27 protein-coding genes are annotated in these 24,459 nt (G+C 43.3%); 8 read left to right on the top strand and 19 right to left on the bottom strand.

Translation table 11 applies throughout. The annotated features are described in order from the left end of the window. Positions 1-18 precede the first annotated feature (18 nt). Both B2746_RS08300 and B2746_RS08295 read left to right on the top strand, forming a co-directional pair. The gene (locus tag B2746_RS08300) at positions 19-1,701 is read left to right on the top strand and encodes a sialidase family protein (protein WP_290792385.1); all 1,683 of its coding nucleotides are present in this window, start codon (positions 19-21) and stop codon (positions 1,699-1,701) included. Positions 1,702-1,709: 8 nt separating this feature from the next. Beyond that, entirely contained in the window at positions 1,710-2,642 is a 933-nt protein-coding gene (locus B2746_RS08295; protein ID WP_290792384.1) for a dihydrodipicolinate synthase family protein, read from the top strand. Here the strand turns inward: B2746_RS08295 and B2746_RS08290 are convergent. From B2746_RS08290 to B2746_RS08255, 8 genes are all read right to left on the bottom strand, one after another. Beyond that, positions 2,628-3,671 (bottom strand): LacI family DNA-binding transcriptional regulator, encoded by a 1,044-nt coding sequence (locus B2746_RS08290; protein ID WP_290792383.1) that lies wholly within the window; start codon positions 3,669-3,671, stop codon positions 2,628-2,630. The genes B2746_RS08295 and B2746_RS08290 overlap by 15 nt on opposite strands. A gap of 38 nt (positions 3,672-3,709) precedes the next feature. Beyond that, a complete protein-coding gene (locus B2746_RS08285; RefSeq protein WP_290792382.1) occupies positions 3,710-5,038 on the bottom strand; it encodes an NAD-dependent succinate-semialdehyde dehydrogenase in 1,329 nt (442 codons plus the stop codon). Between the two features lie 194 nt (positions 5,039-5,232). Further along, positions 5,233-5,793, bottom strand: a complete 561-nt coding sequence (locus tag B2746_RS08280) for a hypothetical protein (protein WP_290792381.1) — start codon at positions 5,791-5,793, stop codon at positions 5,233-5,235. Between the two features lie 660 nt (positions 5,794-6,453). Further along, entirely contained in the window at positions 6,454-7,368 is a 915-nt protein-coding gene (locus tag B2746_RS08275; RefSeq protein WP_290792380.1) for a GlxA family transcriptional regulator, read from the bottom strand. An 8-nt stretch (positions 7,369-7,376) separates the two neighbouring features. Then, on the bottom strand, positions 7,377-7,781 hold the full coding sequence (locus B2746_RS08270; protein WP_290792379.1) for a DUF6010 family protein: 405 nt from the start codon (positions 7,779-7,781) through the stop codon (positions 7,377-7,379). A gap of 69 nt (positions 7,782-7,850) precedes the next feature. Continuing rightward, positions 7,851-8,252: a hypothetical protein gene (locus B2746_RS08265; RefSeq protein WP_290792378.1), complete on the bottom strand. Its 402-nt coding sequence runs from the start codon at positions 8,250-8,252 to the stop codon at positions 7,851-7,853. Between the two features lie 192 nt (positions 8,253-8,444). After that, entirely contained in the window at positions 8,445-9,263 is an 819-nt protein-coding gene (locus B2746_RS08260) for a CPBP family intramembrane glutamic endopeptidase (protein ID WP_290792377.1), read from the bottom strand. After that, complete coding sequence (locus B2746_RS08255; protein WP_290792376.1) at positions 9,260-9,535, bottom strand: outer membrane beta-barrel protein; 276 nt, start codon at positions 9,533-9,535, stop codon at positions 9,260-9,262. Before B2746_RS08255 ends, B2746_RS08260 begins: the two co-directional genes overlap by 4 nt. Before the next feature lie 361 nt (positions 9,536-9,896). On the opposite strand from B2746_RS08255, the gene B2746_RS08250 reads away from it, so the two are divergent. The 4 genes from B2746_RS08250 (at position 9,897) to B2746_RS08235 (ending at position 13,031) form a co-directional block, all read left to right on the top strand. Beyond that, positions 9,897-10,478, top strand: coding sequence for a Crp/Fnr family transcriptional regulator (locus B2746_RS08250; RefSeq protein WP_290792375.1), 582 nt, complete (start codon positions 9,897-9,899; stop codon positions 10,476-10,478). A gap of 89 nt (positions 10,479-10,567) precedes the next feature. Further along, positions 10,568-11,314, top strand: coding sequence for a DUF4386 domain-containing protein (locus B2746_RS08245; protein WP_290792374.1), 747 nt, complete (start codon positions 10,568-10,570; stop codon positions 11,312-11,314). Next, positions 11,289-12,089 (top strand): MBL fold metallo-hydrolase, encoded by an 801-nt coding sequence (locus tag B2746_RS08240; RefSeq protein ID WP_290792373.1) that lies wholly within the window; start codon positions 11,289-11,291, stop codon positions 12,087-12,089. The genes B2746_RS08245 and B2746_RS08240 overlap by 26 nt, the downstream gene beginning before the upstream one ends. A 63-nt stretch (positions 12,090-12,152) precedes the next feature. Then, the gene (locus B2746_RS08235) at positions 12,153-13,031 is read left to right on the top strand and encodes a PhzF family phenazine biosynthesis protein (RefSeq protein WP_290792372.1); all 879 of its coding nucleotides are present in this window, start codon (positions 12,153-12,155) and stop codon (positions 13,029-13,031) included. 122 nt (positions 13,032-13,153) lie between these two features. Here the strand turns inward: B2746_RS08235 and B2746_RS08230 are convergent, their stop codons facing one another. The 6 genes from B2746_RS08230 to B2746_RS08205 all read right to left on the bottom strand — a co-directional run bounded on the left by B2746_RS08230 (position 13,154) and on the right by B2746_RS08205 (position 17,594). Continuing rightward, positions 13,154-13,750 carry a short chain dehydrogenase gene (locus tag B2746_RS08230; protein ID WP_290792371.1) on the bottom strand — a complete coding sequence of 199 codons (597 nt, stop codon included), beginning with the start codon at positions 13,748-13,750 and terminating at the stop codon, positions 13,154-13,156. 32 nt (positions 13,751-13,782) lie between these two features. Then, complete coding sequence (locus B2746_RS08225) at positions 13,783-14,430, bottom strand: porin family protein (RefSeq protein WP_290792370.1); 648 nt, start codon at positions 14,428-14,430, stop codon at positions 13,783-13,785. A gap of 13 nt (positions 14,431-14,443) precedes the next feature. Continuing rightward, positions 14,444-15,403, bottom strand: a complete 960-nt coding sequence (locus B2746_RS08220; protein ID WP_290792369.1) for an NAD(P)-dependent alcohol dehydrogenase — start codon at positions 15,401-15,403, stop codon at positions 14,444-14,446. A gap of 9 nt (positions 15,404-15,412) precedes the next feature. After that, a complete protein-coding gene (locus tag B2746_RS08215) occupies positions 15,413-16,417 on the bottom strand; it encodes an NAD(P)/FAD-dependent oxidoreductase (RefSeq protein ID WP_349680609.1) in 1,005 nt (334 codons plus the stop codon). Next, on the bottom strand, positions 16,414-16,638 hold the full coding sequence (locus B2746_RS08210; protein WP_290792368.1) for a hypothetical protein: 225 nt from the start codon (positions 16,636-16,638) through the stop codon (positions 16,414-16,416). The genes B2746_RS08215 and B2746_RS08210 overlap by 4 nt, the downstream gene beginning before the upstream one ends. A gap of 92 nt (positions 16,639-16,730) precedes the next feature. Further along, on the bottom strand, positions 16,731-17,594 hold the full coding sequence (locus B2746_RS08205; protein ID WP_290792367.1) for a helix-turn-helix domain-containing protein: 864 nt from the start codon (positions 17,592-17,594) through the stop codon (positions 16,731-16,733). Positions 17,595-17,768: 174 nt separating this feature from the next. On the opposite strand from B2746_RS08205, the gene B2746_RS08200 reads away from it, so the two are divergent. Together B2746_RS08200 and B2746_RS08195 are read left to right on the top strand one after the other, a co-directional pair. Next, a complete protein-coding gene (locus B2746_RS08200; protein WP_290792366.1) occupies positions 17,769-18,122 on the top strand; it encodes a hypothetical protein in 354 nt (117 codons plus the stop codon). Between the two features lie 2 nt (positions 18,123-18,124). After that, the gene (locus tag B2746_RS08195) at positions 18,125-19,141 is read left to right on the top strand and encodes a type II TA system antitoxin MqsA family protein (protein WP_290792365.1); all 1,017 of its coding nucleotides are present in this window, start codon (positions 18,125-18,127) and stop codon (positions 19,139-19,141) included. A gap of 593 nt (positions 19,142-19,734) precedes the next feature. On the opposite strand, the gene mnmE is transcribed toward B2746_RS08195, so the two are convergent. The 5 genes from mnmE to B2746_RS08170 all read right to left on the bottom strand — a co-directional run bounded on the left by mnmE (position 19,735) and on the right by B2746_RS08170 (position 24,369). Then, entirely contained in the window at positions 19,735-21,150 is a 1,416-nt protein-coding gene (mnmE, locus tag B2746_RS08190) for a tRNA uridine-5-carboxymethylaminomethyl(34) synthesis GTPase MnmE (RefSeq protein WP_290792364.1), read from the bottom strand. A 73-nt stretch (positions 21,151-21,223) separates the two neighbouring features. Then, positions 21,224-22,060 (bottom strand): energy transducer TonB, encoded by an 837-nt coding sequence (locus B2746_RS08185; RefSeq protein ID WP_290792363.1) that lies wholly within the window; start codon positions 22,058-22,060, stop codon positions 21,224-21,226. 44 nt (positions 22,061-22,104) lie between these two features. After that, positions 22,105-22,662: an ExbD/TolR family protein gene (locus B2746_RS08180; RefSeq protein WP_290792362.1), complete on the bottom strand. Its 558-nt coding sequence runs from the start codon at positions 22,660-22,662 to the stop codon at positions 22,105-22,107. A 27-nt stretch (positions 22,663-22,689) separates the two neighbouring features. After that, entirely contained in the window at positions 22,690-23,358 is a 669-nt protein-coding gene (locus tag B2746_RS08175; RefSeq protein ID WP_290792361.1) for an ExbD/TolR family protein, read from the bottom strand. 153 nt (positions 23,359-23,511) lie between these two features. Further along, positions 23,512-24,369 (bottom strand): MotA/TolQ/ExbB proton channel family protein, encoded by an 858-nt coding sequence (locus B2746_RS08170; protein WP_290792360.1) that lies wholly within the window; start codon positions 24,367-24,369, stop codon positions 23,512-23,514. Positions 24,370-24,459: the final 90 nt, after the last annotated feature.

Genomic DNA, 24,459 nt, shown 5'->3' with positions numbered 1-24,459 from the left:
ATCAAAAAAATACGATTGATGGTTAAGTCCAATTCAAGAATAAAGACAGTAAATTTTGCGTGGATTGCGGTACTGATTTTCAGTTTTCAAACCGGATTAGCACAGAAAATCGAATTGTCTGCCAAAAGTTTTCAGGTACCTATACTCAAAGAACTGGAAGCCACTACCCTGTTAAGACTGGAACTGCATGTTCCGGAAGCTGCTACAACTGCCTGGTTGCAGGAAATCAGTCTGCAGTTTAAAGGAACTACCCGCCTGAACGATATTAAAGGGGTTCGGGTATTTTCAAGCAATGCTGATTCAGTTTATGCAGCTGCGGAGAAAAAAAATACCACCGCATTATTTGCCCTGCATACATCGCCTTTGCAAAAAGAGCAATTGATGCTGTCAGGAAATCTGCGATTGAATACAGGTCGAAATTATATCTGGGTGGCAGTGAGTATAGCGCCTGATATCCCTCTACAAAATAAAATCGGCCTGCAGGCAGGCAGTATGCGCGTCAATAAGCAGGTTCTTACCATACCTAAAAGTGAATCTGCCGTTTTTCGGGTAGGCAGTGCAGTTAGACAGTTGTTGCAGGACAATGTGCATACTTCGCGCATACCCGGAATGGCAACTGCAAAAAACGGCGATTTGCTGGTAATCTATGATGCACGCTATGAATCTGCGCGTGATCTGCAGGGTGATATCGATATAGGTTTAAATCGCAGTACAGATAAAGGCGCTACCTGGCAGCCGTTTCAGGTAATCATGGATAAAGGAAGCTGGGGAAATTTACCGGAAAAATTCAATGGCATATCAGATCCCTGTATACTGGTGGACCCTAAAACAGGTACCATCTTTGTTGCCGGCTTATGGATGTACGGAGTACTGGATGCTGATGGAAAATGGACAGAAGGCTTAACTGATACCAGTAAAAACTGGAATCACCAATGGAAGGCAAAAGGCTCCCAACCCGGATTTTCACCAAAGGAAACAGCACAGTTTTTACTAACCAAAAGTACCGATCATGGTAAAACCTGGTCGGAGCCGATTAACCTGACTGCTCAATGTAAGCGGCCCGACTGGTGGCTATGGGCACCTGCTCCGGGCAGTGGAATAGTATTAAAAGACGGCACCCTTGTATTTCCTACACAGGGCCGGGATGCAACGGGCAAAGCATTCTCCAATATTACCTATAGCAGGGATGGCGGAAAAAGCTGGATCACCAGTAATCCGGCTTTAGAGGAATCAACCACAGAATGTATGGCGGTGGAATTATCAGATGGCTCCATCATGCTGAATATGCGAACCAATTCCAACAAGGGACTGATTGGTGCCGGCAATGGCCGATCGGTTGCAATAACAAAAGACCTGGGCAAAAGCTGGAAGGAACATGAAACTTCCAGAAAAGCATTGATTGAGCCGGTTTGTATGGCCAGTCTGTATAAACATCGGTATATGGTTGCAGGAAAGGAAAAATCAGTATTGTTATTTCTGAATCCGCATTCCTATACCAAACGCGATCATATAACATTGCAGGTTAGTTATGATGATGGCAAAACCTGGCCGGTTTCCAAACATATCTTACTGGATGAATTAAGTGGAAGAGGGTATTCGAGCATAAGCTCAGTGGATACCAATACAATCGGCCTGCTGTATGAAAGCAGCCAGGCTCAGCTGGTGTTTCAGCAAATACCCATTACAGAAATCATTGAATAAAATAGCGTATGCAAAAAGTTGAAGGATTAATTGCAGCCACTTTTTGTGGTTATAATGTTGACGGGTCTGTTAATTTAACCATTATCCCCAGGCTGGTGGAGAATCTGATCAGAGATGGTGTGAAAGGAATTTATGTTTGTGGTACCAATGGGGAAGGCCCCAATCTAACCATAGCGGAAAGAAAGCAGGTTGCGGAAGCCTATATTAATGCCGTTCAAAAACGGGTATTGGTATTTGTGCATGTTGGACATTCGTCCATTGCTGAAGCGCAGGAGCTGGCGAAACATGCGGTATCTATTGGTGCGGATGCGATCTCATCAGTTGCTGCTTTTTATTTTAAACCAACCGGAGTAGAGAACCTGGTTTCCTGTATGGCTGCAATCGCTTCAGCAGCGCCTTCCCTACCCTTTTATTATTACCATATTCCGGTATTGACAGGTATCTCCATTGATATGATTGAGTTTCTGGAACGTGCGGAAACCACCATCCCCAATCTGGCCGGAATCAAATACACGGCCTCCACGATTCATGAATACCAGGCCTGCCTGAACTATAAAAATGGGAAGTACGATATCCTGTTCGGATACGATGAATTATTGCTGCCTGCATTGGCAGTTGGTGCAAAAGGAGCAATCGGTAGTACTTATACTTTTGCCGCACCAATTTATCAGAAAGTTATGCAGTATTTTGAAGCAGGTGAATTGGAGAAAGCACAATTCTGGCAATTGCAGGCAGTTGAAATGATTCGTTGTTTTACGAAATATCCATCCATACCGGCGCAGCGTGCCATCATGTTATTATTGGGGGAGGAACTGGGCGATTGCCGCTTACCCTTAACCCCTCTTACCACCACTCAGATCAGCCAACTCCATTCTGCATTGGCTTCCATCGGCTTCTTTAAACGACTGGAGGAATTGCACCCGACGTTACCCGTCGGTTGATCTGCGGAGAGAGGAGCCTCGGATGATCAGATCGGAGCGAAGCGAGATGATATCGGTCATATAAATATCGATGGAGCCCTTAAGGTGATTGATCAGGTTTTTTGCTGCTGTCTGACCGATATTATAGCCGGAATAATCAACCGTGGTCAGGTTGGGTTCAATCACCACGCTGATCGGATCATTGTTGAAACCGGCAAAAGCGATATCATCCGGAATTTTTATACCTGCTGCTTTTAAACGAAGCATGCAAAAAACGGCGGCTGTATCATTGGCAGAAAATACGGCATCGGGGCGTTTGTCTGCCGGCAGGGAAAGGATCCAGTCAGCAGCCTGGGTACCTGCTTCACTGGAAAGATTACTGATCTGATGAAATTTTGCAGGTAAGGGCAGGTCATGTTCTTTGAGGGCCTGTTTAAACCCTTTGAGCCGATCGCTGTACACATTCCGCAGCAGGTTGCCACCGAGGTGCAGGATTTTTGTGCAGCCCTGTTCAATCAGGTGTTGGGTAATATTATAAGCAGCCGTATAATTATCAATTACAACCGAAGTACTATCGGGATGAGGCACCACCCGGTCAAAAAAAACAACCGGAATTTTCCGATTGAAAAAAGGCTCAAAATGGTCGAGGTTTTCGGTGTTGGCAGCCAGTGAAACCAGGAGTCCGTCTACCCGGTTATTAAACATACTCTGCACATTGATTTTTTCCTTCTCCACATCTTCGAGCGATTGTGTAATGATGAGCCGGTACCCTTCCCTGCTGGCTACATCTTCCATACCGGCCAGGGCGGCAGATACAAAATGACTGTTGAGTCTTGGTGTCAGCACACCCAGTGTATGACTTTGTTTGCTTCTTAAATTACTGGCAAAGCTGTTGGAACGATAGCCCAGTTCCTTGGCTGCTTCATTGATTTTTTTGCGGGTATGCTTATTTATAAGCGGACTCCCCTTCAATCCCCTGCTGACGGTTGCAGCGGAAAGATTCAGGTGTTTCGCGATATCATAAATCGTAATTTCTTTGTCTTCTGCCATGGGTTGGGTTGCCTTACAAAGAAAGGGAAAATAAGACCTTATCTAATGGAAATTGTTTTGATATTGACAAATTCACGGATGCCGAAAAGGCCAAGTTCCCGGCCGAAGCCCGATTGATTGATACCACCGAAAGGAAGCCGCGGATCAGACTGTACCAGGCTGTTCACAAAACTGGCACCCGCTTCCAGCTGGTTACGGGCGATGTCTTCTCCTTTGGCGAGATCACTGGTGAACACAGCCGATCCCAATCCAAAACTGGTATCATTGGCGATCCGGATGGCATCAGCTTCATCCTTTGCGGTGATGAAGGCAGCAACAGGCCCGAAAAGCTCTTCTTCATACGCCGGCATGCCCGGTTGCACGTTCGTTAACAGGGTTGGTGGAAAGAAAGCATGATTTCCCGGTGGAATGATGCCTCCAAGCAGGCAGATGGCGCCTTTTTCAATTGAAGTGCGCACCTGTTCATGCAACTCGTCTCTCAAATCAGCGCGAGCCAGCGGACCGATGTCTGTTCCGGGGTCATGTGGATCGCCCATAGTTTTGGCTTTCATTTTTTCAAGAAAGTGTTGAGTAAAGGCCTCTTCTATTTCCGCTTCCACAATAAAGCGTTTGGCGGCAATGCAGGATTGTCCGCTGTTGATGAGCCGGCTGCTAACACAGGCTTCTGCAGCCAGTTCCAAATCAGCATCTTTTAAAATGATATAGGGATCACTGCCGCCCAGTTCAAGCACCACTTTTTTCAGCAGCGCCCCTGCTTTGGCAGCCACCTGTTTACCGGCGGGTGTACTTCCGGTGAGGGTGGCAGCTTTGATATGCGGATGTTCCAGCACCAACGCAACATCTTTACTGCTGATCAGCAGGGTTTGAAAAAGAAGGGGTGGAAATCCCGCTTCAAGAATCATCTCTTCAATTGCCATGGCGGAACCCGGCACATTGGAAGCATGTTTAAGCAGGGCAGCGTTACCGACGGCCAGCGCAGGTGCCAGAAACCGGATAACCTGCCAGAGGGGAAAATTCCAGGGCATGATGGCCAGGATGATACCGAGTGGCTGGAAGCTGATATAGGATTTGGATGCTTCGGTGCGAATGATTTGATCTTCCAGATAAGCGGCTGCATGTTCGGCATAATATTCGCAACAGCGGGCGCATTTTTCCACTTCGGCTATTCCCTGTTTAATGGGTTTACCCATTTCATCGGCCATCAACGCAGCGAGCGGTTGTTGACGGCTTCTTAATACAGCGGCCAATTTAAGCAGCAGGCTGCTGCGTATAGCTATATCAGTTAGTCGCCATTTTTTCCAGGCTTCCTGGCTTTGTTCTATTTTTAGTTGAACTTCTTCCGGTGTATGGTTTTTGTAATTGGACATACTTAAAATTAAGTGAACTATTTAAGTAGGCTGTTACAAATCCAGAATGAGCCAATTAGCCGCATATTTGAGCCAATAGAAAGTATTTATGAGCCAATTAGCGGCTAAAATGAGCCAATTTGATTGTATTTTGAGCCAATTCACGAATCTGATGAGCCAATTCTATTAAAGAGCACTCCATCGGATTATTATTGTTATTGCTCTTGTACCAATACATAGCGGGCGCCGACTCCTTTGGCTGGAATCGATAAGATTCCCTGATACACCAGGTTTTGCAGATCGCGGGTAGCAGTCGCTTTCGAAACCTGGTTGAGTTGTTGGTAGATGGAATTGGTTAGTTCTCTCTTTGTCAGTAATTGCTGTAATGAAATCAGCTGACGGTTACTCAATGAATAGGTTTGTTGGTACCAATTAAGTTTTTGAATAGTTTTCTGTCTGGCGCGCTTTTTACTGTTTTTCCCTATGTAATCCTGTATAGCCAGATGATAAATACTGGATTCTCTCAAATTTTTTTTATTGCGTTTCATTTGCTTATAAAACAGTGTTTTATCTGCATCAACTAATACTTCCTGCGCATAAGCAACGGCCTGAGCGAAAACGCTTTGGCATTTTTTTTGTTTCTCATTGAATTGCACATCACTCATATTCGGGAACTGACAGAGAAAAGATTTTCCATTGATGCGTTTAACCACCAGTTTTTTACCAATGGCACCCTGGGCGCCTTCTAATAAATTAGAATTGTTGATTCGGGCCATAAAAAGTGTTTTTTTCTAATATAAATAAGATTTCTCTGCTTTCCAAAACTTCGTAATCCTCCGTAATCCTCCGTTATTCTACGTTTTGCTCCGTACAAAGTTTGGACCATGGTTTCCCCTCCTTTTGCCCACTCTTTACTCACTCCTTTGAGGTTCCTTATTATCTTCAATCTGCTCTTTCTATGCTAAGGCACAGCCTACGCTTTTCCCTGTTCTGCCAGCACATGGAAAGGCATCCCAACTTAATTTTTATTGAATGCGGGCAGTCCGGCTGAGTTAAACAGACTGGCTTCTGACCAGCTGTAAAAACCATAGCGAACACTCACATCTCAAAACCAGTGATTGACTTGCCGAAACTGGTTAAGCCGGAACCACACCATAGCACCCATTGATTTCGCTAACTGTACCGCGGCTGTACCAACAGCACCGGAAGCACCTACAATCAATATTTTTTGTCAGGGTGACAACTTCGCTTTTCTCCGAAAAATACACTGCCCAGAATTTGTCGCTTGGGTTTGAATAAACCGAAAAAGAAGCGGACTGCAAAGGGGTCTGCTTTTCGTAATTTGATATCACCGGAGTTTACAGCGGTAGCTTTGAGTGTGCAGCACATCGGGACCGCCATATTTTTTAAAACTCGACGCTTTCATGGTGGTTGATTTAATTTTTTAAAATACGCTGCAACTGTCTCGCGGTTTTGTACCCGCATTTGATTGCTATATAATCGAAGGTATATTCCGGGTTATTGAGCATGGTACTGGCGAGTTCTTTTCGCAACAGCGTAAGGTATCCATGCACGGTAGTACCCGTTTTCTCTTTAAAAACCCGGCTCAGGTTCCTGGCACTCATGCCCACCATTTCAGCGAGGGTTTCAATGTCATTTTCTTTAGAAAGGTTGTCGATCAAATAATCCTGTACTTCATGTACCTGCGGATTGATATGATTTCGGTAATCCAGGTAAATGCTCTGCTGTTTGTGCGTACCGCTTCGCCGGTGATACACAACCAATCCTCTGGCCACTTTGTGCGTAAAGAGCGGTCCTTTCAAGCCTTCCAGTATCGCAAGCGCAAGATCAATACCAGCACTGATTCCAGCACTTGTGTAAACATTGTTACTTTTTACAAAAAGAATATCTGCCAGCACGCGGGCATCCGGAAATTGCTGCTGCAATTCTTTTACCCTGCGCCAGTGAGTAGTACATTCTGTATGCTTGAGCAATCCTGCATGCCCAAGGGCAAAGGCACCGGTACAAATGGAACAGGTAGTAATGTTCTTATTGGCGCAATCGCTCAACCAGTTAAAGAAGGATCGTTCCGATCGGAAAGCAATGCTGTTGACATATCCATGATCCATACCAGGAACAAAGATGAAATCACCCTCTTTTAGTTTTGCTTCACTAAAGTGTTTCATGTTTTCAAAACCTAATCCGGCTGTACTAATCGGAGCCTCCTGGTATTGATAAAATTCAAGCTCGAGTTCAAATCCATAAAATTTAGCCTCTGTAAAAACCTGTACAGGGCCGGCCAGATCGAGCAATTCTACAGTTGGAGGTATTATAAAAGCGATTTTTTGCATGTTGTTATTTATTTAAGGGCAGATAAACGGCGGTTATTTTGGAAGGCGTAATAAAACAGATACAATCCCATGGTAAAATCTATCGTCAGACAAAACAGGTCGTATCCAGGAGGAATCAGATGGGTTGGCGCGAACGGTGCAAAAAGCAGATCCCAGGTTCCATGCAGGAAAAAACCCATCGCCAGCAGGTAACCACTTTTTTTAATACCCACCCAGGCGAGCAGAAGAAACAGCACCGCCTGAATGCAGCAGATCACAAGTGCCTCCAGGTTTGTCCAGGTAAAACCTACATAGATAAATCCGATACCTGTAAGAATAAGGCCATATAACAGGCTTTTGTCAACTTGTTTCATCCAATGAAAAAGGAAGATCAGAAAAATTCCTGAGCTGATTCCAATGATAGATGGTATCATTTTGTTTGGAGGATTAACGGTTATGAAAATTGAACTCCAGCCCCTTGATGATATTGGGTTCCCGGGAACTCATATGGCCCAACCCTGCATAATTTGATTGGAGCAAGTATCTGCATGGTAGTCCGCTTCCATTTTAGGCATCAGTAAAGATTCAATAAAGTGCATAATACCAGGCACTCCACCGGTCACTGAACTCATTTTTGTTGGTGTGTAGTCAATGCTTTTAGTGCTCAGTCGGGTTGAAATTTCTTTGGCTCGGTTTGCGATAAAGCCAAAGAATTCTTTTCCGTCGAGTGTATAAACAGTTTCAGAGGATTCAGCAGGGTTGTAATTATCGGGCAAACCCAGGGAAATTTCATAGGTGGCTCCCTTGGTGGCAGACTGTAACTTAACTACTACAGTTGTTCCGAATGTAAAGACTTCTTTCGCAAATGAACCAGCTAAAGTTACAAGTAAAAGCAGACTTGCCACCAGGCATATTTTTTGGGGGAGAGATGCAGGATGATTCATTGTTGTTGGTTTTGTGTTTGTAATTGAACACAAAGTTCGCAAGGCTTCCTGCACAAAAAGGGACAGTATTCGGTCAAAAACGGCCAAGGGTAGTATGGCAGAAAAAAGACAATGAACAGGCGGGTATTCGGCAGAAAGATTATCGAATGCTAATTACCGGATTGCTTTCCAGTGGTAGAATATAAACGTGCAGACGAGGACGGAAATTAATCCTGGAACACTTGCTTCCAAACCAAAGCTCCCACCTGTCAACCATTCGGAGTCATTGGTAAAAACAGGTTGTAAGAAACTTGCCTGTACATTGCCGCTCACCCCAAATCCCAAGATGGTTCCCTGCACCCAGTTTGCCATGAAATGAAAGGCAATCGGCATAATGAGATTATTGGTTTTTGTACAGGCTAATCCAAACAGTATCGAGGCAATAAAGATGTTGATAGCCGCAAGTGGTTGAATACTTCCTGCCATCCCGGGATTACCCATATGTGTAAGCAAAAAATAGCCTGCTATCAGTAGTTGGGCAGTCCATACACCCGTGCTATGCCTGAGACGCTGAAAAATAAATCCCCTGAACAAAAATTCTTCTGCTACTGCCACAGAGAAAGACATAAACGACAGATTTACCAAAGTAGACAAGTCGCCGATCCCCTGCTGCCAGTGTATTCTTCCGATTGCAGTAAGAAAAAGTGCAGGTACGAGCATCAGGATGGCGCCAGCAGCAAAACCCAGTAAGGTGTTCTTTAGCAGGTCAGGGTTAGCTTTTCCAACCAATTCCGACATCGGCTTTTTGCGCATTGCCTGGCAAATAATTGTAGTGAGCACTACAATTAAAGCCTGCTGATGTATGGTGATCTCCCAATTGAAATGTTGAGAAACAAGTATTAAAGGAAAGGTAAATGCTGCCAGTACCTGGAAAAATACCGCTACCCACCAAATGCTTCTAAGCTGTTTCTGCCTGTTTAGAAGAATGTTCATGGTCTTGAAACTTGCAGGTCGATATTAAGCATTCTGTTATAACGGTCTATATCCTGAGAGATGTTTACCAATCCATATCCGTAGCGAACATCTAAAGTGAGCGTAGACTGTTTGAGATTAAAATTGTATCCAGCTCCTGCCTGAAAGCCGAGGTCCCATCGTTTCAAATCTGCAGCATCCTTACCGAAGGATACCTTTGTTGATGATTCAACGGAACTAGTTGATTTACCACCTGTAAGCGGATTGTTCTTTTTAAGTGTACCACCCTTCATGGCAAAATAGATTCCGCATTTGAACTACCAAAGTTGAAGTTCGTTGTCAGCGAATTGAGGGCGATGCTAAACCTGCTTACTTGTGCGTAAGCCGACATTGAACAAGTGAAAAAAAGCATTATTGCTAAAAATGATGCGAGGTGTTTAATTTTAGTTTGCATACTGATTTAATATTAAATTGTTGCTCATCTCTTTACTAACTTTCCGGATGCAAACGTAAACGACAATATTTGCAGAACTATTATCTTAAGCTAATAAGCGTAGAAAGGATGGTTGCATGAATCCTGTATTTATCAGAATTATTGTACCTTGATTAAATATTGCTTTATATGGTGACATCTTTAGATCAAAAACTAGAACCATGACGGATGAAATCATTTCTTTTATAACCCGGTTTGTGCCACTTACAGAAGAAGAAATAGCAATCATCCACGAGCAAAACTTAATCAAAAGCTTCAGGAAAGATGCAGTTCTTTTGTCAGAAGGTGAGTATGCTAAAGAATGTTATTTTATTCTACAAGGTTGTGTCAGGAGCTATTATTTGATTGACGGAGAAGAAAAGACAACTGAATTTTATACGGAAAGCCAGGCTATAACACCGGTTAGCTATACTCAAAAGGAACCTTCAAAATACTATCTTTCATGTCTTGAAAACTCTATTATTGCCCTTGGATCTACAGAAAGAAACAATCAACTACTGGAAAAAATTCCTAAACTCCAGTCAATGGTTGCCCAGTTAAATAGCGATTTGCTTATACAAAAGCAGGAGTCATTTGATGATTTTAAAAGCTTAAGCCCAGAACAACGCTACCTAAGATTATTGGAAACCCGACCTGACTTGTTTAAAAGAGTGCCTCTTTATCACATTGCCACCTACCTTGGCATTACCCCAGTGTCACTTAGCCGAATGCGAAAAAGGGTATCCACCAAGGTGAAGCAGTAGCTTTTTAATGTAAAAATGCTTTTTATCTTAAGATAATATTTGCCAGTTCCTGCCAAAATAGCTTTGTATTAATCTTAATACAAACCAACATGACACCAATTGAAAAAAACAGCAAAGAACACAGGTTAAAAGCTGTTGTTACCGGCTTATTCTTCATTACAGCAACTACAGCAGCCATCACCGGACTTAAATTGTATGATCCCATTTTACAAAACCAGAATTTTCTTGCCGCAGGTGCCTCTATGTCTTCCAGCATAAGAGTTGGTGCTATTTTCGAATTGATCCTTGCTTCTGCAAATATTGGAACAGGAGTAATGCTCTATCCATATTTGAAAAAATATAGTGCAAGCTGGGGACTTGCTTATGCCCTCTTTCGATTATTGGAAGTTGTGTTTATTCTTATTGGAATAGTAAGCATACTTACCATTCTATCAATTTGTAATGATTATGCAACTGCATCTGAAGATAAAATCGCATCGCTTCAATCATTTGGAAATACTTTAAAAGTCGTTCATGGCTGGACATTTATACTGGGTCCTCATTTCATGCTAGGAATAAATACATTTATATACAGTTTCATTTTTTACCGGACGAAGTTAGTACCAAGGAAACTTTCTATACTTGGCATAGCAGGCGCTGTTTTAATTTTATTAGCAGCACTTTTTGAAATATTCGGCCTCATTTCACATTTTTCTGTACAAACGGTATTATTAGCTATCCCGATTGCCGTGTTTGAAATGGCGCTGGCAACCAGGCTGATCGCAAGAGGATATAATCTTGATGCATACAAACAAATCATAACTGAAAAAAATGAAGGTATCCATTACGCATATTGACACAGCTTGTGTGTTAATAAACATCAACGGTTTTAAAATATTGACCGATCCAACTTTAAACAAAAAAGACGGTTTTTTACCCCAATATGTAAGCAGCCCATTCGCATTCTCAAAAAAATATATAGATCCTGCACTTTCAAACACTGAGATAGGCAAAGTAGATCTGGTATTGCTAAGTCATGATCACCATAGCGATAACCTTGATAAAAATGGTCGTGCTTTCATAAAAACGGCCACTACAGTTTTATCGACAAAAGACGCAGTCAGGCGCCTGAAAAATAGCAACACTATCGGACTAGATAATTGGGAAGAATACAAGGTGAATACGGATAAAGTAAGCGGACTAAAAATAACAGCCATTCCAGCCCAGCACACTAACATAAAGCGTTTGGATAAAGTAATGGGCAAGGTGATTGGCTTTACTATTGAATGGAATGGACAGCAAAATGGTTGTATCTATATTTCTGGAGACACTGTTCTTTTTGATGGAATTTATGAATTGAATAGCCGTAAGAAAATCAATACTGCCATTCTGCATCTTGGAGCTGGCGCATTTCCATATCTAAAAAGAAATCTGCGGGTTACAATGAATGGAGAAGAAGCCATTGAAGTAACTAAAATCCTCAATCCAAATATTGTAATTCCTATACATTACGAAGGCTGGTGGCATTTCAAACAATCGGTTAAGTCGTTAAAAAATGAGATTCAGATCTCAGGGGTACAGGAAAAATTTCTGTGGTTACAAAGCGGAATTGAAACTGAACTAACAGCATGAAGTAAGATCTTATAACCTGAATTTAAAATACCCAGTTTACATTGCACAAAAAAACAACATAAAATGAATGCTTTAGAACAAATTGAAGTACAGATCATAAAGGCTTTCGTGGATAATGATCAAGGCGGAAATGCAGCAGGTGTCGTTTTGAATGCTGATCGTTTGACCAGTGAACAAAAGTTGGCAATTGCCGGGAAAGTGGGATTGAGTGAAACAGCATTTGTTTCAAAATCAATTATTGCTGATTTCAAATTGGACTTCTTTACCCCATCCCGGCAAATAGCACATTGCGGTCATGCTACCATCGCCACCTTTTCCTATTTATCTCAGCAAGGTTTAATCAAAAACAAACTGTCGTCCAAGGAAACTATTGATGGAAGGAGGGAAATACTGATACAAGGCGATCTTGCATTCATGGAACAGAGAGCTCCTGCTTATCAGGACGTTGAAAAGCAAAAGCAACGGATTCTGCGATCTTTAGGAATTGGTGATAATGCTATACTTGCAGGTGCGCCAATTTCTTTGGTGAATACAGGAAATTCTTTTTTAATCGTGCCCGTAAAGAATGCCCAAGTTTTAAAGGATCTCAAACCTGATCTAAGCCTGATACACGAAATAAGTGAAGAACTGGATTTGGTAGGATATTATGTGTTTTGCACAGAAACGAGTAATGCCGGCAGAGATGCAAGCACCAGGATGTTTGCACCAAGATATGGAATTGCCGAAGAAGCAGGAACTGGAATGGCAGCAGGCCCACTTGCCTGCTACCTACACGACAAAATAGGAATAAAGAAAAATCAGTTTCTTATTGAACAAGGCTGGTATATGGTACCCGAGTCTCCAAGTTTGATTATTGTCGACTTAACTTTTGACAACAATGATGAAATTAAGTCCGTAATGGCAGGGGGAAAAGGATTAAGTATGCAGCCCATCTTTATATAAAATCCGACTTCTTTAAGCTATGTTTTTCTTCACATCAATAGCAGGCAAATGCTGCACGAATAATTTTATGGGAACTCCTGTTGAATAGTGTAACGACCCATTTTGAGGGATTTTCAACTGGACTAATACGGCTTAATAACCTGACCGGTATTTGCCCCAAAGACAGATTTCCTGAATCCATACTCCAGTTGTTTCATCGTCACTGGAAGTTCACCAGGGAAGAAGGGGAAATACTGAGGTGAAGCCTCAATTACAGTTGGACTGACAGCATTAATCCGGATGCCGTTTTGCAGTTCAATTGCAGCGGCACGCACAAATCCCTCCACTGCAGAATTGGCTGCAGAAGCATTGGCAAAGTTTTTCTGAGGATCGTGCGTTAAGGCACCGGTGATCAGTGTGAAAGACCCATTCGGATTGATATAATGTTGACCAATCAATACTAAATTGATTTGTCCCAACAGTTTTCCGTCCATTCCTATGCGAAATGTTTCAGCGTTCAGGTTTTTCCAGGGACCTACAAAACTGGGGCCTGCCGTAGAGATCAGGGCATCAAAAGCTCCAATCTTTTGGTACATTTCTTCAATGGAATCCGATGAAGTGATGTCCACTTTCAGATCCGGACCACTCCTACCCGCACGAACCACTTCATGCTCTTTTTCAAATGCTTCGGACAAATAATTCCCCATGGTGCCAGAGGCACCTACAATTACGATTTTCATGTTTATGTTTTAATTAATGTTTAGAAGAAAGTTCATGGTCTTGAAACTTGCAGGCTGATGTTAAGCATTCTGTTATAACGGTCTATATCCTGAGAGATGTTTACCAATCCATATGCGTAGCGAACATCTAAAGTGAGCGTAGACTGTTTGAGATTAAAATTGTATCCGGCTCCTGCCTGAAAGCCAAGATCCCATCGTTTCAAATCTGCAGCATCCTTACCGAAGGATACCTTTGTTGATGATTTAACGGAACTAGTTAATTCTTCCACTTTCAAGCGACCACCAACATGGTATCCGGCATATGGACCCACATTCAGGTAGAACTTTTTGTAGTGCAAACGGGCTAAGACCGGCAGTTCCAAACTGTTTATTCGTAGTGTTGATTTACCACCAGTAAGCGGATTGTTCTTTTTAAGAGTACCACCCTTCATGGCAAAATAAATCTCGGGCACAATAGAAAAAACGGGTGTGATACCTGCCTGGTAAGAAATACCTGCCTGAAATCCCCGGTAGTCCTTCTTATAGGATTTAAGATTGGAATTTGCACTGCCATAGTTGAAGTTGGTTGTCAGCGAGTTGAGGGCGATGCTAAACCTGCTTGTTTGTGCATAAGAATGGGTTGTAAGAGAGGATATTAGCAGTAACGCCAGTAATGTTTTTGTTGATTTGATTTTTTGCATGTTTATTGTTTTATTAGAGGGGGATAGTTTTCCAGTTCATAACAACCTTACCTCTTGTTCGCATTGCTTCTATATAACCGATGGCTTCCGGAATTTCCAGATAGGAAAATTCTTTTTCAATTTGGGGTTTCAGTTTTCCCTGGGTAACCATTTCTGCCAGCGTTTGTAAATCAGCTTTATTTACCTCAACGGTGAATTGAATCAACGGGAATTTGCTGAATGCTTTTCTAAAAAGCGTGGAAAACATATGTCCCAATGTTGTAAAGCCAATCATCACCCCTCTCCTGCCCATACGCTTGTAATCATCGAGCGTAAGATTTCCATTTGCATCAAGGATCAGGTCGTATTTCCCCTTGTGCAGATGGATGTTTTCCTGATCATAAGCGATTACTTTATCGGCACCCAAAGATTGGACGAAGGCAGCATTCCTGCCGGAACAGACGGCGGTAACAGTTGCTCCATAGGCTTTTGCAATTTGTACCGCAAAATGACCGACACCACCCGATGCACCATTGATCAAAACAATTTCTCCAGCCTTGAGTTTACCATGTGTTATGAGCGCCTGCAAGGCGGTTAGACCGGCAATGGGTATACTTGCCATTTCGGTGAAGCTGAACTGTTTTGGAAAGCTGGCACAGGCTGATACAGGCACACTAACCAACTCAGCGAATGCAGTACCCATCAATTTCGCGCCAAATACATGATCACCGATTTCAAAACCGGTTACGCTGCTACCCTTTCCAACCACCGTACCGGCAAAATCAGCACCGGGCACTTTTTCTTTTGGTTTGAAGAGTCCGGATGTAAACCTTGCAAAAAATGGTTTACCCCTTAGCAGATGCCAGTCAGCAGGATTTGCGGCATTCGCTACAACTTGTACGAGGATATGATCGTTCTCAACTGTTGGCATCTCCACCTCCTCCAGTTGCAGCACTTCCGGTCCGCCGTATTTCGTTTTTACAAATGCTTTCATCGTTCAGTATTAAAAGTCTTCCTCAATTAATTCCTTGTTTACCATAAAGCCCGTAGTCGTTCCCATTGAAACCGCATTGGCTACAGTACGCATTTTCGTCGTGTTATCACCGCAGGCATATACACCCTGAATGGAAGTTCGATGAGCAGGGTCAATTTTGATAAATCCATCCTGCGTCAGATCAGATCCCAGCTCTTGTGGAATCGAAGAATGCTGAACAAAGGGAAGGCGCGCATAAATGGCTTTAACCGGCGCTTTTGATCCGTCTTTGAAAAGGATCTGTTTGATAGAACCCTGGGTATGATCCAGCCGATCTATCACAGCCTCTACAATGCTAATTTGATTCTTTTCAAGTTTGGCTTTCTGTTCGTTGGTAAGTGAAGAGGGGCCGTTTGTATACAGGGTTAAATCCTTTGTCCAGTTGGAAATCAAAGAAGCAAGTTCAACGGCTGCATCGCCGTTTGCCAGGACACCGGTTGTCTGATGCCGCACTTCATAACCATGACAATAAGGGCAGTGTAGGACACTGATTCCCCAGCTTTCAGCAAAACCCGGAATGGGTGGCATGATGTCTTTGATTCCAGTAGCAAATACCAGTTTCCGTGAAGTATAAGATTCCCCTGCATCGGTTTGAATGATGAATCCCTTTTCTGTTTTTATGCCGGTGGTTGCGTAGCCATCGTGAAAACGCACAGTTGGATAATTCTGCACCTGCTGCCTGGCAAGGGTAGCAATCTCTTTTGGCGTTTTCCCATCATTGGTTAAGAAGTTGTGCGAATGTGGTGTTTGCTTGTTGCAAGGGTTTCCGGCATCAATCACGAGTACCTTTCTTAGTGCCCTGCCTAATGCCATGGCAGCTGAAAGTCCGGAATAACTGCCTCCCACTATGATTACATCAAATTGATTATCCTGTTTCATTACTACATTTTTAAAATTGTTCAGTACGGGCAGGTTTGCTATCATTCCACTTACTATGATTCCGGTTTGCTGTATAAAAGCTCGCCTTTGTATCATGCTTTATCAGACTTTTTGATAAGCCGATTTAACAGAAAATCCATGGCCGGCACACCAACATACATCATCCAGGGCACCAGGGAGATGGTGAGAATAAAGGTTCGCTGGTATAAGGGCAATGCGGCTAATGGTTGTCCGAATAGAAACAAGAACAAGGTTATGGAAGGATAGATAACCATCCAGATTTTTAAGGACATGATCAGTTTTGCTTTTGTGTTCATAATTCTAGTTTTATAGTTTCTAAGAATTGCTTCCACAAAAGTAGAACAGGCAAGAGGGGCGATGATAGGACGGTTCTGTAGTAAAACAGGACTTATTTAAAGTTCTTTCGGAAAGAGTCGGGAGACTGGCCGGTATGTTTCTTAAAAAACCGGATGAAATAGGAAGGATCCTCATAGCCCAGCAGGTCGGCTATTTCCTTTACCTGAGCGGGGGTTGCAATCAGGTGTCGCTTTGCTTCCAGGATAATCTGCTCGTTAATAAGGTCGGAAACCGTTTTGCCAACAGAGGTCTTTACAATTGAATTGAGCTGATAGGGAGAAAGGCTCAACAGATCGGCATAGTCAGCAACATTTTTTTTGCTGACAATATTGGTTTCCAGCAGCCTTATAAGCTCTTCAAAACGCTCCTGAATATACCCGCTTTCGCTTTTGGCAATGCTGTCCGGGTTTTTGCTTTGCCGGATGTATTCTAAAAAGAAGAGGTCAAGGTTTGCCTTGATTGCTTCGAAATAACCTTCCTGCTTTAAGGAGTACTCCTGGAAGATATTCGCCAGATAGGCATGCAATTTTTGGAAGCGGGCAGCTTCTACGGCGCAGTAATTTTTGCTGGCAGCCTTCTTCCATCTGTGTTCGGCAATGGAATGTTGGGGCTGATAGAAGGACAGGTCAAATTCCAGCAGAAAGCCGGTAGTATCAGCTGTCAACTCCAGTTTATGTACCTGGCCGGGACGAAGAATGAACACAGCATGATCTGAAACCGGGTAGGGAACAAAATCTATCTCATGCATCCCACTGCCTTGCTGAACTGCCAGCACAAAATAAAAGTCATGTCGATGGAGGTCATGCACCAGGTCTTTACCATTGAGCACCTGTTGCAGGTCACGGACAGAAAACCGACCGGCACTGCTTTGCAGGGTCTTTTCGGGAGCGATTTGCCTGACCGGTATGCTTTTCATTTGGGGGTAAAATTAGTTGTTTTAGAAGGCTTAGGGAGTACTGGGAATTATTAAGGCTAAAACAATAAGAGAAGTATATTATATCCACTTTTTAATGGAACTTTTATTGAATTATTACAAATACATCTATTAATTTGTGGAAATAATGTGGAAATAGTTTAAATTTGCAGCCCGATGGCAACCAAAGCAGAAGTTGAGCAATTCTTAAAAGAGCTTAAGGAAAAGATTAGGTTCTTTGAAATCAGCTTTCGTCCACGGGGTAAAAATTTACAAGGATTAGCGGACCTTGACATTACGACGGTAAAGCGGTTAGAATGTATTATGAACTTAAAAGCAGAAGATTATTACGCAGGGCCAAAAAACGACACATACAATACCAGCTTACCGGACTACTATGAATTTGGAATTCAATTAAAAGGAGTAGAAGTATATATTAAGATCAGTAAGGGATTAGAAAACAAACCTGCTGATTGTATGTCCTTCCACACTGCAGAATTTCCAATGACTTACCCACTAAAAAACGCATGAACATGAAAAAGAAAATCGAATGCCCTTATTGTGATGGTACTGCGAACCTACATAAAGAAGCAAAGGAATTGACGTATAGAAAAGAGGTATTTAAAATCGTTGCCCATTTTTATAAATGTGAGAAGTGTAAAGAAGAATTCACAACAACCGAAGCAGATACTATCAGTTTAACACAAGTCCACAATCAATACCGGGAAAAGAACAATATTCCATTTCCTGAAGAAATTGCAGGAATCAGACAGAAGTATGAATTGTCTGCATCAAAAATGAGTGATGTACTTGGGCTGGGAGCTAATGGATACAGCAACTATGAAAACGGTGAAATACCAACGCCAGCATTTGGAAATTTAATCAGTGCAGCTTCGGAGCCTCAAACGTTTTTAAATCTACTTGATAAAGCAAAAGAACATTTTTCCGGGAACGCCTTTAAAAAAGTTAGAGAGAGGGTAATCTACATTCTTCAAATTGCTCGTGAAAGTAAAGACATATGTTCAACTTTAAATGTATATAATGAACCCAATAATTATACAGGATACAAAAAACCTGTGCCTGGCAAAATTGCCAACCTGGTTACCTATTATATTCAGCATTCAAAGCCAGATTTCAATGACAAGCTTAAATTAAACAAGCAGTTATTTTTTACGGATTTTACGCACTATAAAAATTTTGGTACATCCATTAGTGGTTTGAGTTATCGTGCTATAAAGTACGGACCTGTACCGGCCAATTATGATAACATCTACGCTTATTTAGAAAATGAACAATTAATCAGTTCACAGTTTTTGAAACTTTCGAATGGTGGTGCCCGAGAAGTTTTTGTTTCCGAAGCCGACTTTGATAAGAACCTTTTTACCGAAGAAGAGAAAGAGACTATTCATACAATTATTGAAAAGTTTGGAGACATTTCTACCTGGGATATTGTTGACTTAAGCCATGAAGAAAAAGCATGGAAAGAATTAGAAGCTAACAAAGAATTAATCGGTTACCAGGATTATGCATTTGAGTTGAAGGCTGTTTAAACCTTATTCAAGCATTTGAAAGAATATGAAAGGAAAATCCCTTTCCAATCCAGAAAGAGTTACAACCTGTAAAAAAGGTTTGTAGCAAAAATCGGCACCAATTCAAGTTGGACTTTTCTGCCAGTTTCAAGTCGGCCAATTCCAGCTATTTTTTGCTACTTAAAACTATATTACCCCCAGAGTTTTTCGCGAAGTCTTTTGTATTGAGGGATAGAAAATCATTCTATAACTCATATATTATGTAATATTTAGCTATAGAAATAATGTTAATTGCTCATGAAATAGATTTGGGGGGAGAGACCGGATTGGCCAAACTTCATATTTGACGCAGCGGCATTCATACAATTAGAACGCGAATTTCATCGGAATACGGATTTGATTTATGGTTCACTTAGTAAAGCAACCATTTTCTTTTTCGCTGGTCATGGTTATCAATTTGAAGGAGAAAAGTATCTGAACTAAATTAATGCCGAATTCAACCTGAAGATGCTATTGTCAGTTCAGTTAGTTTAGTTTTAACTTCAAAAGTTAACTAACAACATTTTTAGTTTACTTTCCTAACCTAAGTAAGCAATTTTTCTTTTGATGGGTGTTCACTTCCCAATACAAAACTTGCTAAATATATAATCCAGTAAATCCTCATTGCTCACCTCTCCTGTTATTTCTCCCACATAGTGCAAACAGCGCCGGATATCCAGGGCCAGCAGATCGCCGGGCAGGTGGTTATCGAGGCCATTGCGGATGTCAATGAGGGAGCCGAGGATTTCCTGGAGGGCGTGGTAGTGCCGGGCATTCGTAACGATGGTGGTATCGCCGGCTACCTGTCCGCCGAGGACCAGATCCACGAGACGTTCTTTCAGCAGTTCAACATGCAGGCCCTGCTTCGCAGAGATCAGGATAAGGCGGCTGCTGTCTACGCCACCCGCCGGGTGCCACCCGGCGGGTGCCACCGGTCGGGTGCCACCGGTCGGGTGAAATTTATCAACCTGATTGCCGACAAGCAGGTACTTATACCCCGCGGCATCAAACTCGCGCTGCACCTGCTCCAGATCGGCCGGGGACATGGTGTTGACATCAAAGAGATAAAGCACAATATCGGCCTGCTGCATTTTTTCGCGGCTCTTTGCAACACCTATCAGCTCGATTTGATCGGCAGAATGCTCGCGGATACCGGCGGTGTCTATGAAGCGGAATAAGATACCGTCGATATTTAGTACTTCTTCAATGGTATCGCGCGTAGTGCCGGCTATCTCACTTACGATGGCGCGGTTCTCGTTCAGCAGGGTGTTCAATAAGGTAGACTTGCCGGCATTGGGCTTTCCGATAATCGCAACGGAAACCCCGTTTTTGATCACATTGCCCAACTGAAAAGAAGCAGCCAGTTTACTAACCCGCTCATGCGCACCGGTAACCAACGCATACAATTGCGAACGATCCGCAAACTCCACATCTTCCTGGGAAAAATCAAGCTCCAGTTCAATTAAAGCGGAGAAGCTGATCAATTGATCCCGCAGTTCTTTTAATTCGGCTGAAAATCCACCCCGGATATTGTGTAAGGCATTGCGCTGGGTAGCCGCCGTATTGGCTGCTATCAGGTCGGCAACGGCCTCTGCCTGGGCGAGATCCAGTTTGCCGTGCAGAAATGCCCGCTGGGTGAATTCACCCGGTTTAGCAACGCGCGCACCCGCCCGGGTACAGGCATCGATGATCCTTTGCAGCACGTAGGGCGATCCATGTCCGGAGATCTCCACCACATCCTCCCCGGTATAGGAACGTGGCCCTTTAAACAGGGTTACCACCACCTCATCAATGGCTTCTCCATTTTCCTTGAGCAATCCCACATGCACAGTGTGCGATGCCTGTTGCAGCAAATCCTTCGAGGGGAAGAGCTGATTGGTGATGGAAAAACTTTGCGGACCGCTGAGTCGTATCACGCCAATGGCACCCACGCCCGGTGGTGTGGCCAATGCAACAATAGTATCATCCCATTGAGGGGTGGTATATTTCATGGGGCAAAGGTAGGTAACAAAAAATCCCCCTGCGAGCTGCAGAGGGATTTAAAAAGACTATTCCTGTTGTAGATTATTCGATTTCCAAACGGAAGGTAATTGGCTGTTTCTTGTAAGATTTTACCTGACGACCGTTCTGAACGGCGGGGGTCCACTTACCAGACTTTTTAATTACACGTACCGCTTCATCGCGCAGTTCCTGCGGACCGCTGATGGCCTGCACTTCACTCACCACACCTTCTTTGTCCACGATGAACTGAACCACTACCGTACCCTGGATTTCATTATCGATGGCATCCTGTGGGTAACGAAGGCTTTTGTTCAGGTAACGCTGCCAGGCACTGGCTCCCCCGGGATAATCAGACTCGATTTCCACCTTGGTAAAGGTTTTATCCCAGTCTTCTTCCACTTTTTTCGGAGCTTCTACCACCCCTTTACCTTCATCGGATACGGGAGGAGCAACAATACCTTCATCCTTTATACCTTCCTGGTTGATGGTACCAATTTTGGTTTCTTCCAGTTTCTCCACTTCAGGTGGCTTTTCATCTTCCTTCACTTCTTCGTCTTTCACGATTTTAGGAGGCGTGAACTTAGCCATTTCCACTTTCGGTGGTTCAACCGGCGGTGGTGGTGGTGGTGGTGGTGGTGGTTCATTTTTAGGCTCTTCCTGTTTGATTGCTTCCAGCTCAACATCCTGAACTACCATTTCAGTCTTGTCTTTGTCACCTTTCAGCTTGTTTGCCAAAACAGTTCCAACAAAAAACAATACCAGGAGTGAAGCAGTTGCGATCAGAGCCACGGTCATGCGTTTGGCATAGGTCCTGCGAAGGTCGTAGGCCCCGTATGCCTTGTTCCGGCCATCAAAAATGATGTCCAGCACATCCGCACTCAAAATTTTATTAACGTCCATGATTCGCTTTTTTAATAGATGCGTTTTTATTCAATTTCCACAAATTATTGTTGCGGAGCGGGTGCCGGAGCCGGACCACCTTCAGTTGCTGCAATCAGCATGGCTTCAGCTTCTGCAATGTCAACCAGTGCATAGCGTTTTACCACATTGATCTGCATTTCATCCAGCATATTAACCACGTTATTGTACGTAGATTCTTTGCCGGGTTTGATTACCACCACAAAGTCTTTCGGATCGGTTGATTTCTTCTTATTCAGAATTACGTCCCGGATTTCTTTGAAGTTGGTGCTTTTGAAGTTGGAGCCATCCGGTGAAAGGATTCCTTCGTAATAATATACGTTGTTGTCCTTGGACATCATGATGGTCAATGCACCGGATTCCTTGGCTTTGTTTTGTTCTTCCGGCTTTTCGGTATCCTTTGGAAGGAATAACCGCATTGCCGTAGGCTGGCTCATGGTGGTCGTAAAAATAAAGAAGGTAATCAACAGGAACCCGAGATCCACCATGGGGGTGAGATCAACACGGGTAGACAGCTTTTTACTCTTTTTTACGCCTGGGCCTTTTTTATGTCCCCCGCCGGACGAGGTATCCATTTCTGCCATGATGCAAAAATTTAGTTGTTAGTTAATTTATTCCGCTGCATCGGCTGGTTTTCCACCGCGACTCATATTCTCGCGATAGAGTTCCGTGCCTTCTGCCACACCTTCCGGATTGGTAACCATTTGAAACTTCATCTCATCCACTTTTTTGAAAGCGTCGATAACGCCTTTGAAAGAAGGATATTTGGAAGCATTGTCACCTTTCACCAGAAGATTCATTTTAATTCCGGTAAAGCCGGTTTTCACTGCACGCATCCAGTCAACCAGTTCGTTGTTGATGGTATCCAGTACCGGAATACCGGGATTGTCCAGCTTAGGCCAGTTTTCCTTCGGCTGCGCTGCCAGGGATTTGAGCTGTGCAAAAGGTACACCGATAAAAGGACCGGTTGCCAATGCATTCAATTCCGCATCAGATAAACCGAGGTTACGGGACGTATTCAGGGCTTCCATGATCTCCTTCTTGGGTGCATCCTCTGAGAAAGAAAGGAATACCTTACCATCCTTATCAATCGTGATCTGGGTAACATCTTTCTGAGGTGCTACCTTGGAAGCCACGGAACTGGGGGTTTGAACCGCCAGCGCCTCTGAGGGCTTGAACTTGGTCGTAAGGATGAAGAAGGACAAAAGCAGGAATGCCACATCACACATCGCCGTCATATCAATATGCGTACTCTTCCTTGGTAATTTTGCTTTTGGCATGTTTAATTAGTTGTTGAATTCCACATTTAGATTCAAGTTCCTCCGGATTCCATAAAAGTTACGAAAATTTCGGGAGAAACACTGTAGGGCCGGATTCAGACAGTGACGCTGTTAGGCTGAACCTGTTTACTGTTTCCAGCTGCGATGCTGATCTTACTTGTAAAGAGAAGCAAAGCTTTGAGTCAATGTGAAACCAGACTCGTCGATACCATAGGTGATACCATCGATCTTGGTTGTGAAAATGTTGTACATGATAATTGCCAGAGCGGAAGTACCGATACCCAATGCAGTGTTATACAGGGCCTCAGAGATACCACGGGAAAGTTCACGTGCAGCATCACCACCACCTTCATCACCCAGTTTGGAGAAAGAACGAATCATCCCCAATACCGTTCCGAACAGACCCAGAAGGGTAGCTACAGATGCGATGGTGGAAAGGAATACGAGGTTTTTTTCCAGCATAGGAAGTTCAAGTGCAGTAGCTTCTTCCACTTCTTTCTGAATAGACAGTACTTTTTGCTCAGTGTCCAGTTCAGTTTCAGTGATCATTTCTTTGTACTTACGCAGGCCGGCTTTCATTACATTTCCTACAGAACCTTTTTGCTTGTCGCACTCAGTCAGCGCCGCGTCAACGTTTTTGTTAGCCAGGTGGTACTGAACTTTACGAACGAATTCGTCAATGTTTCCGGCACCGGTAGCTTTGTTGATCGTCAGTAAACGCTCAAGAGCAAATACCACCACAATCAGGAAGTTGGCAATCAGGATAGGTACAACGATACCTCCCTCATAGATACTGTGGAAAGCGCCAATGGGTCCAACGTGACTTGGCCAGAATCCACCAGCAGGATCAGGACTGGTAAAGCCGCTTGCGCTACCCATTCCAAATCTCCAGATCAAATAACCACCCAAAATACACATAACGGGAGCAATCCATGAAATCGCGTTGCTTCTTTTTTTCGCTTGAACAGATGTAGTCGCCTTCGCTGTTGCAGTTGGTTTAGTCTCTGCCATAATCGTTTGTTTTTAGTTTTTTTTGTAAACAGGTATAAAAAAGTGCTTGATTGACCCAACGCGTTATTGGGGACACAAGTCTAAATAAAA

This window comes from Flavihumibacter sp. UBA7668 (assembly GCF_002483205.1).
In the GTDB taxonomy this organism is placed as follows: domain Bacteria; phylum Bacteroidota; class Bacteroidia; order Chitinophagales; family Chitinophagaceae; genus Flavihumibacter.
This window is presented reverse-complemented; position numbering and strand designations above follow the sequence as displayed.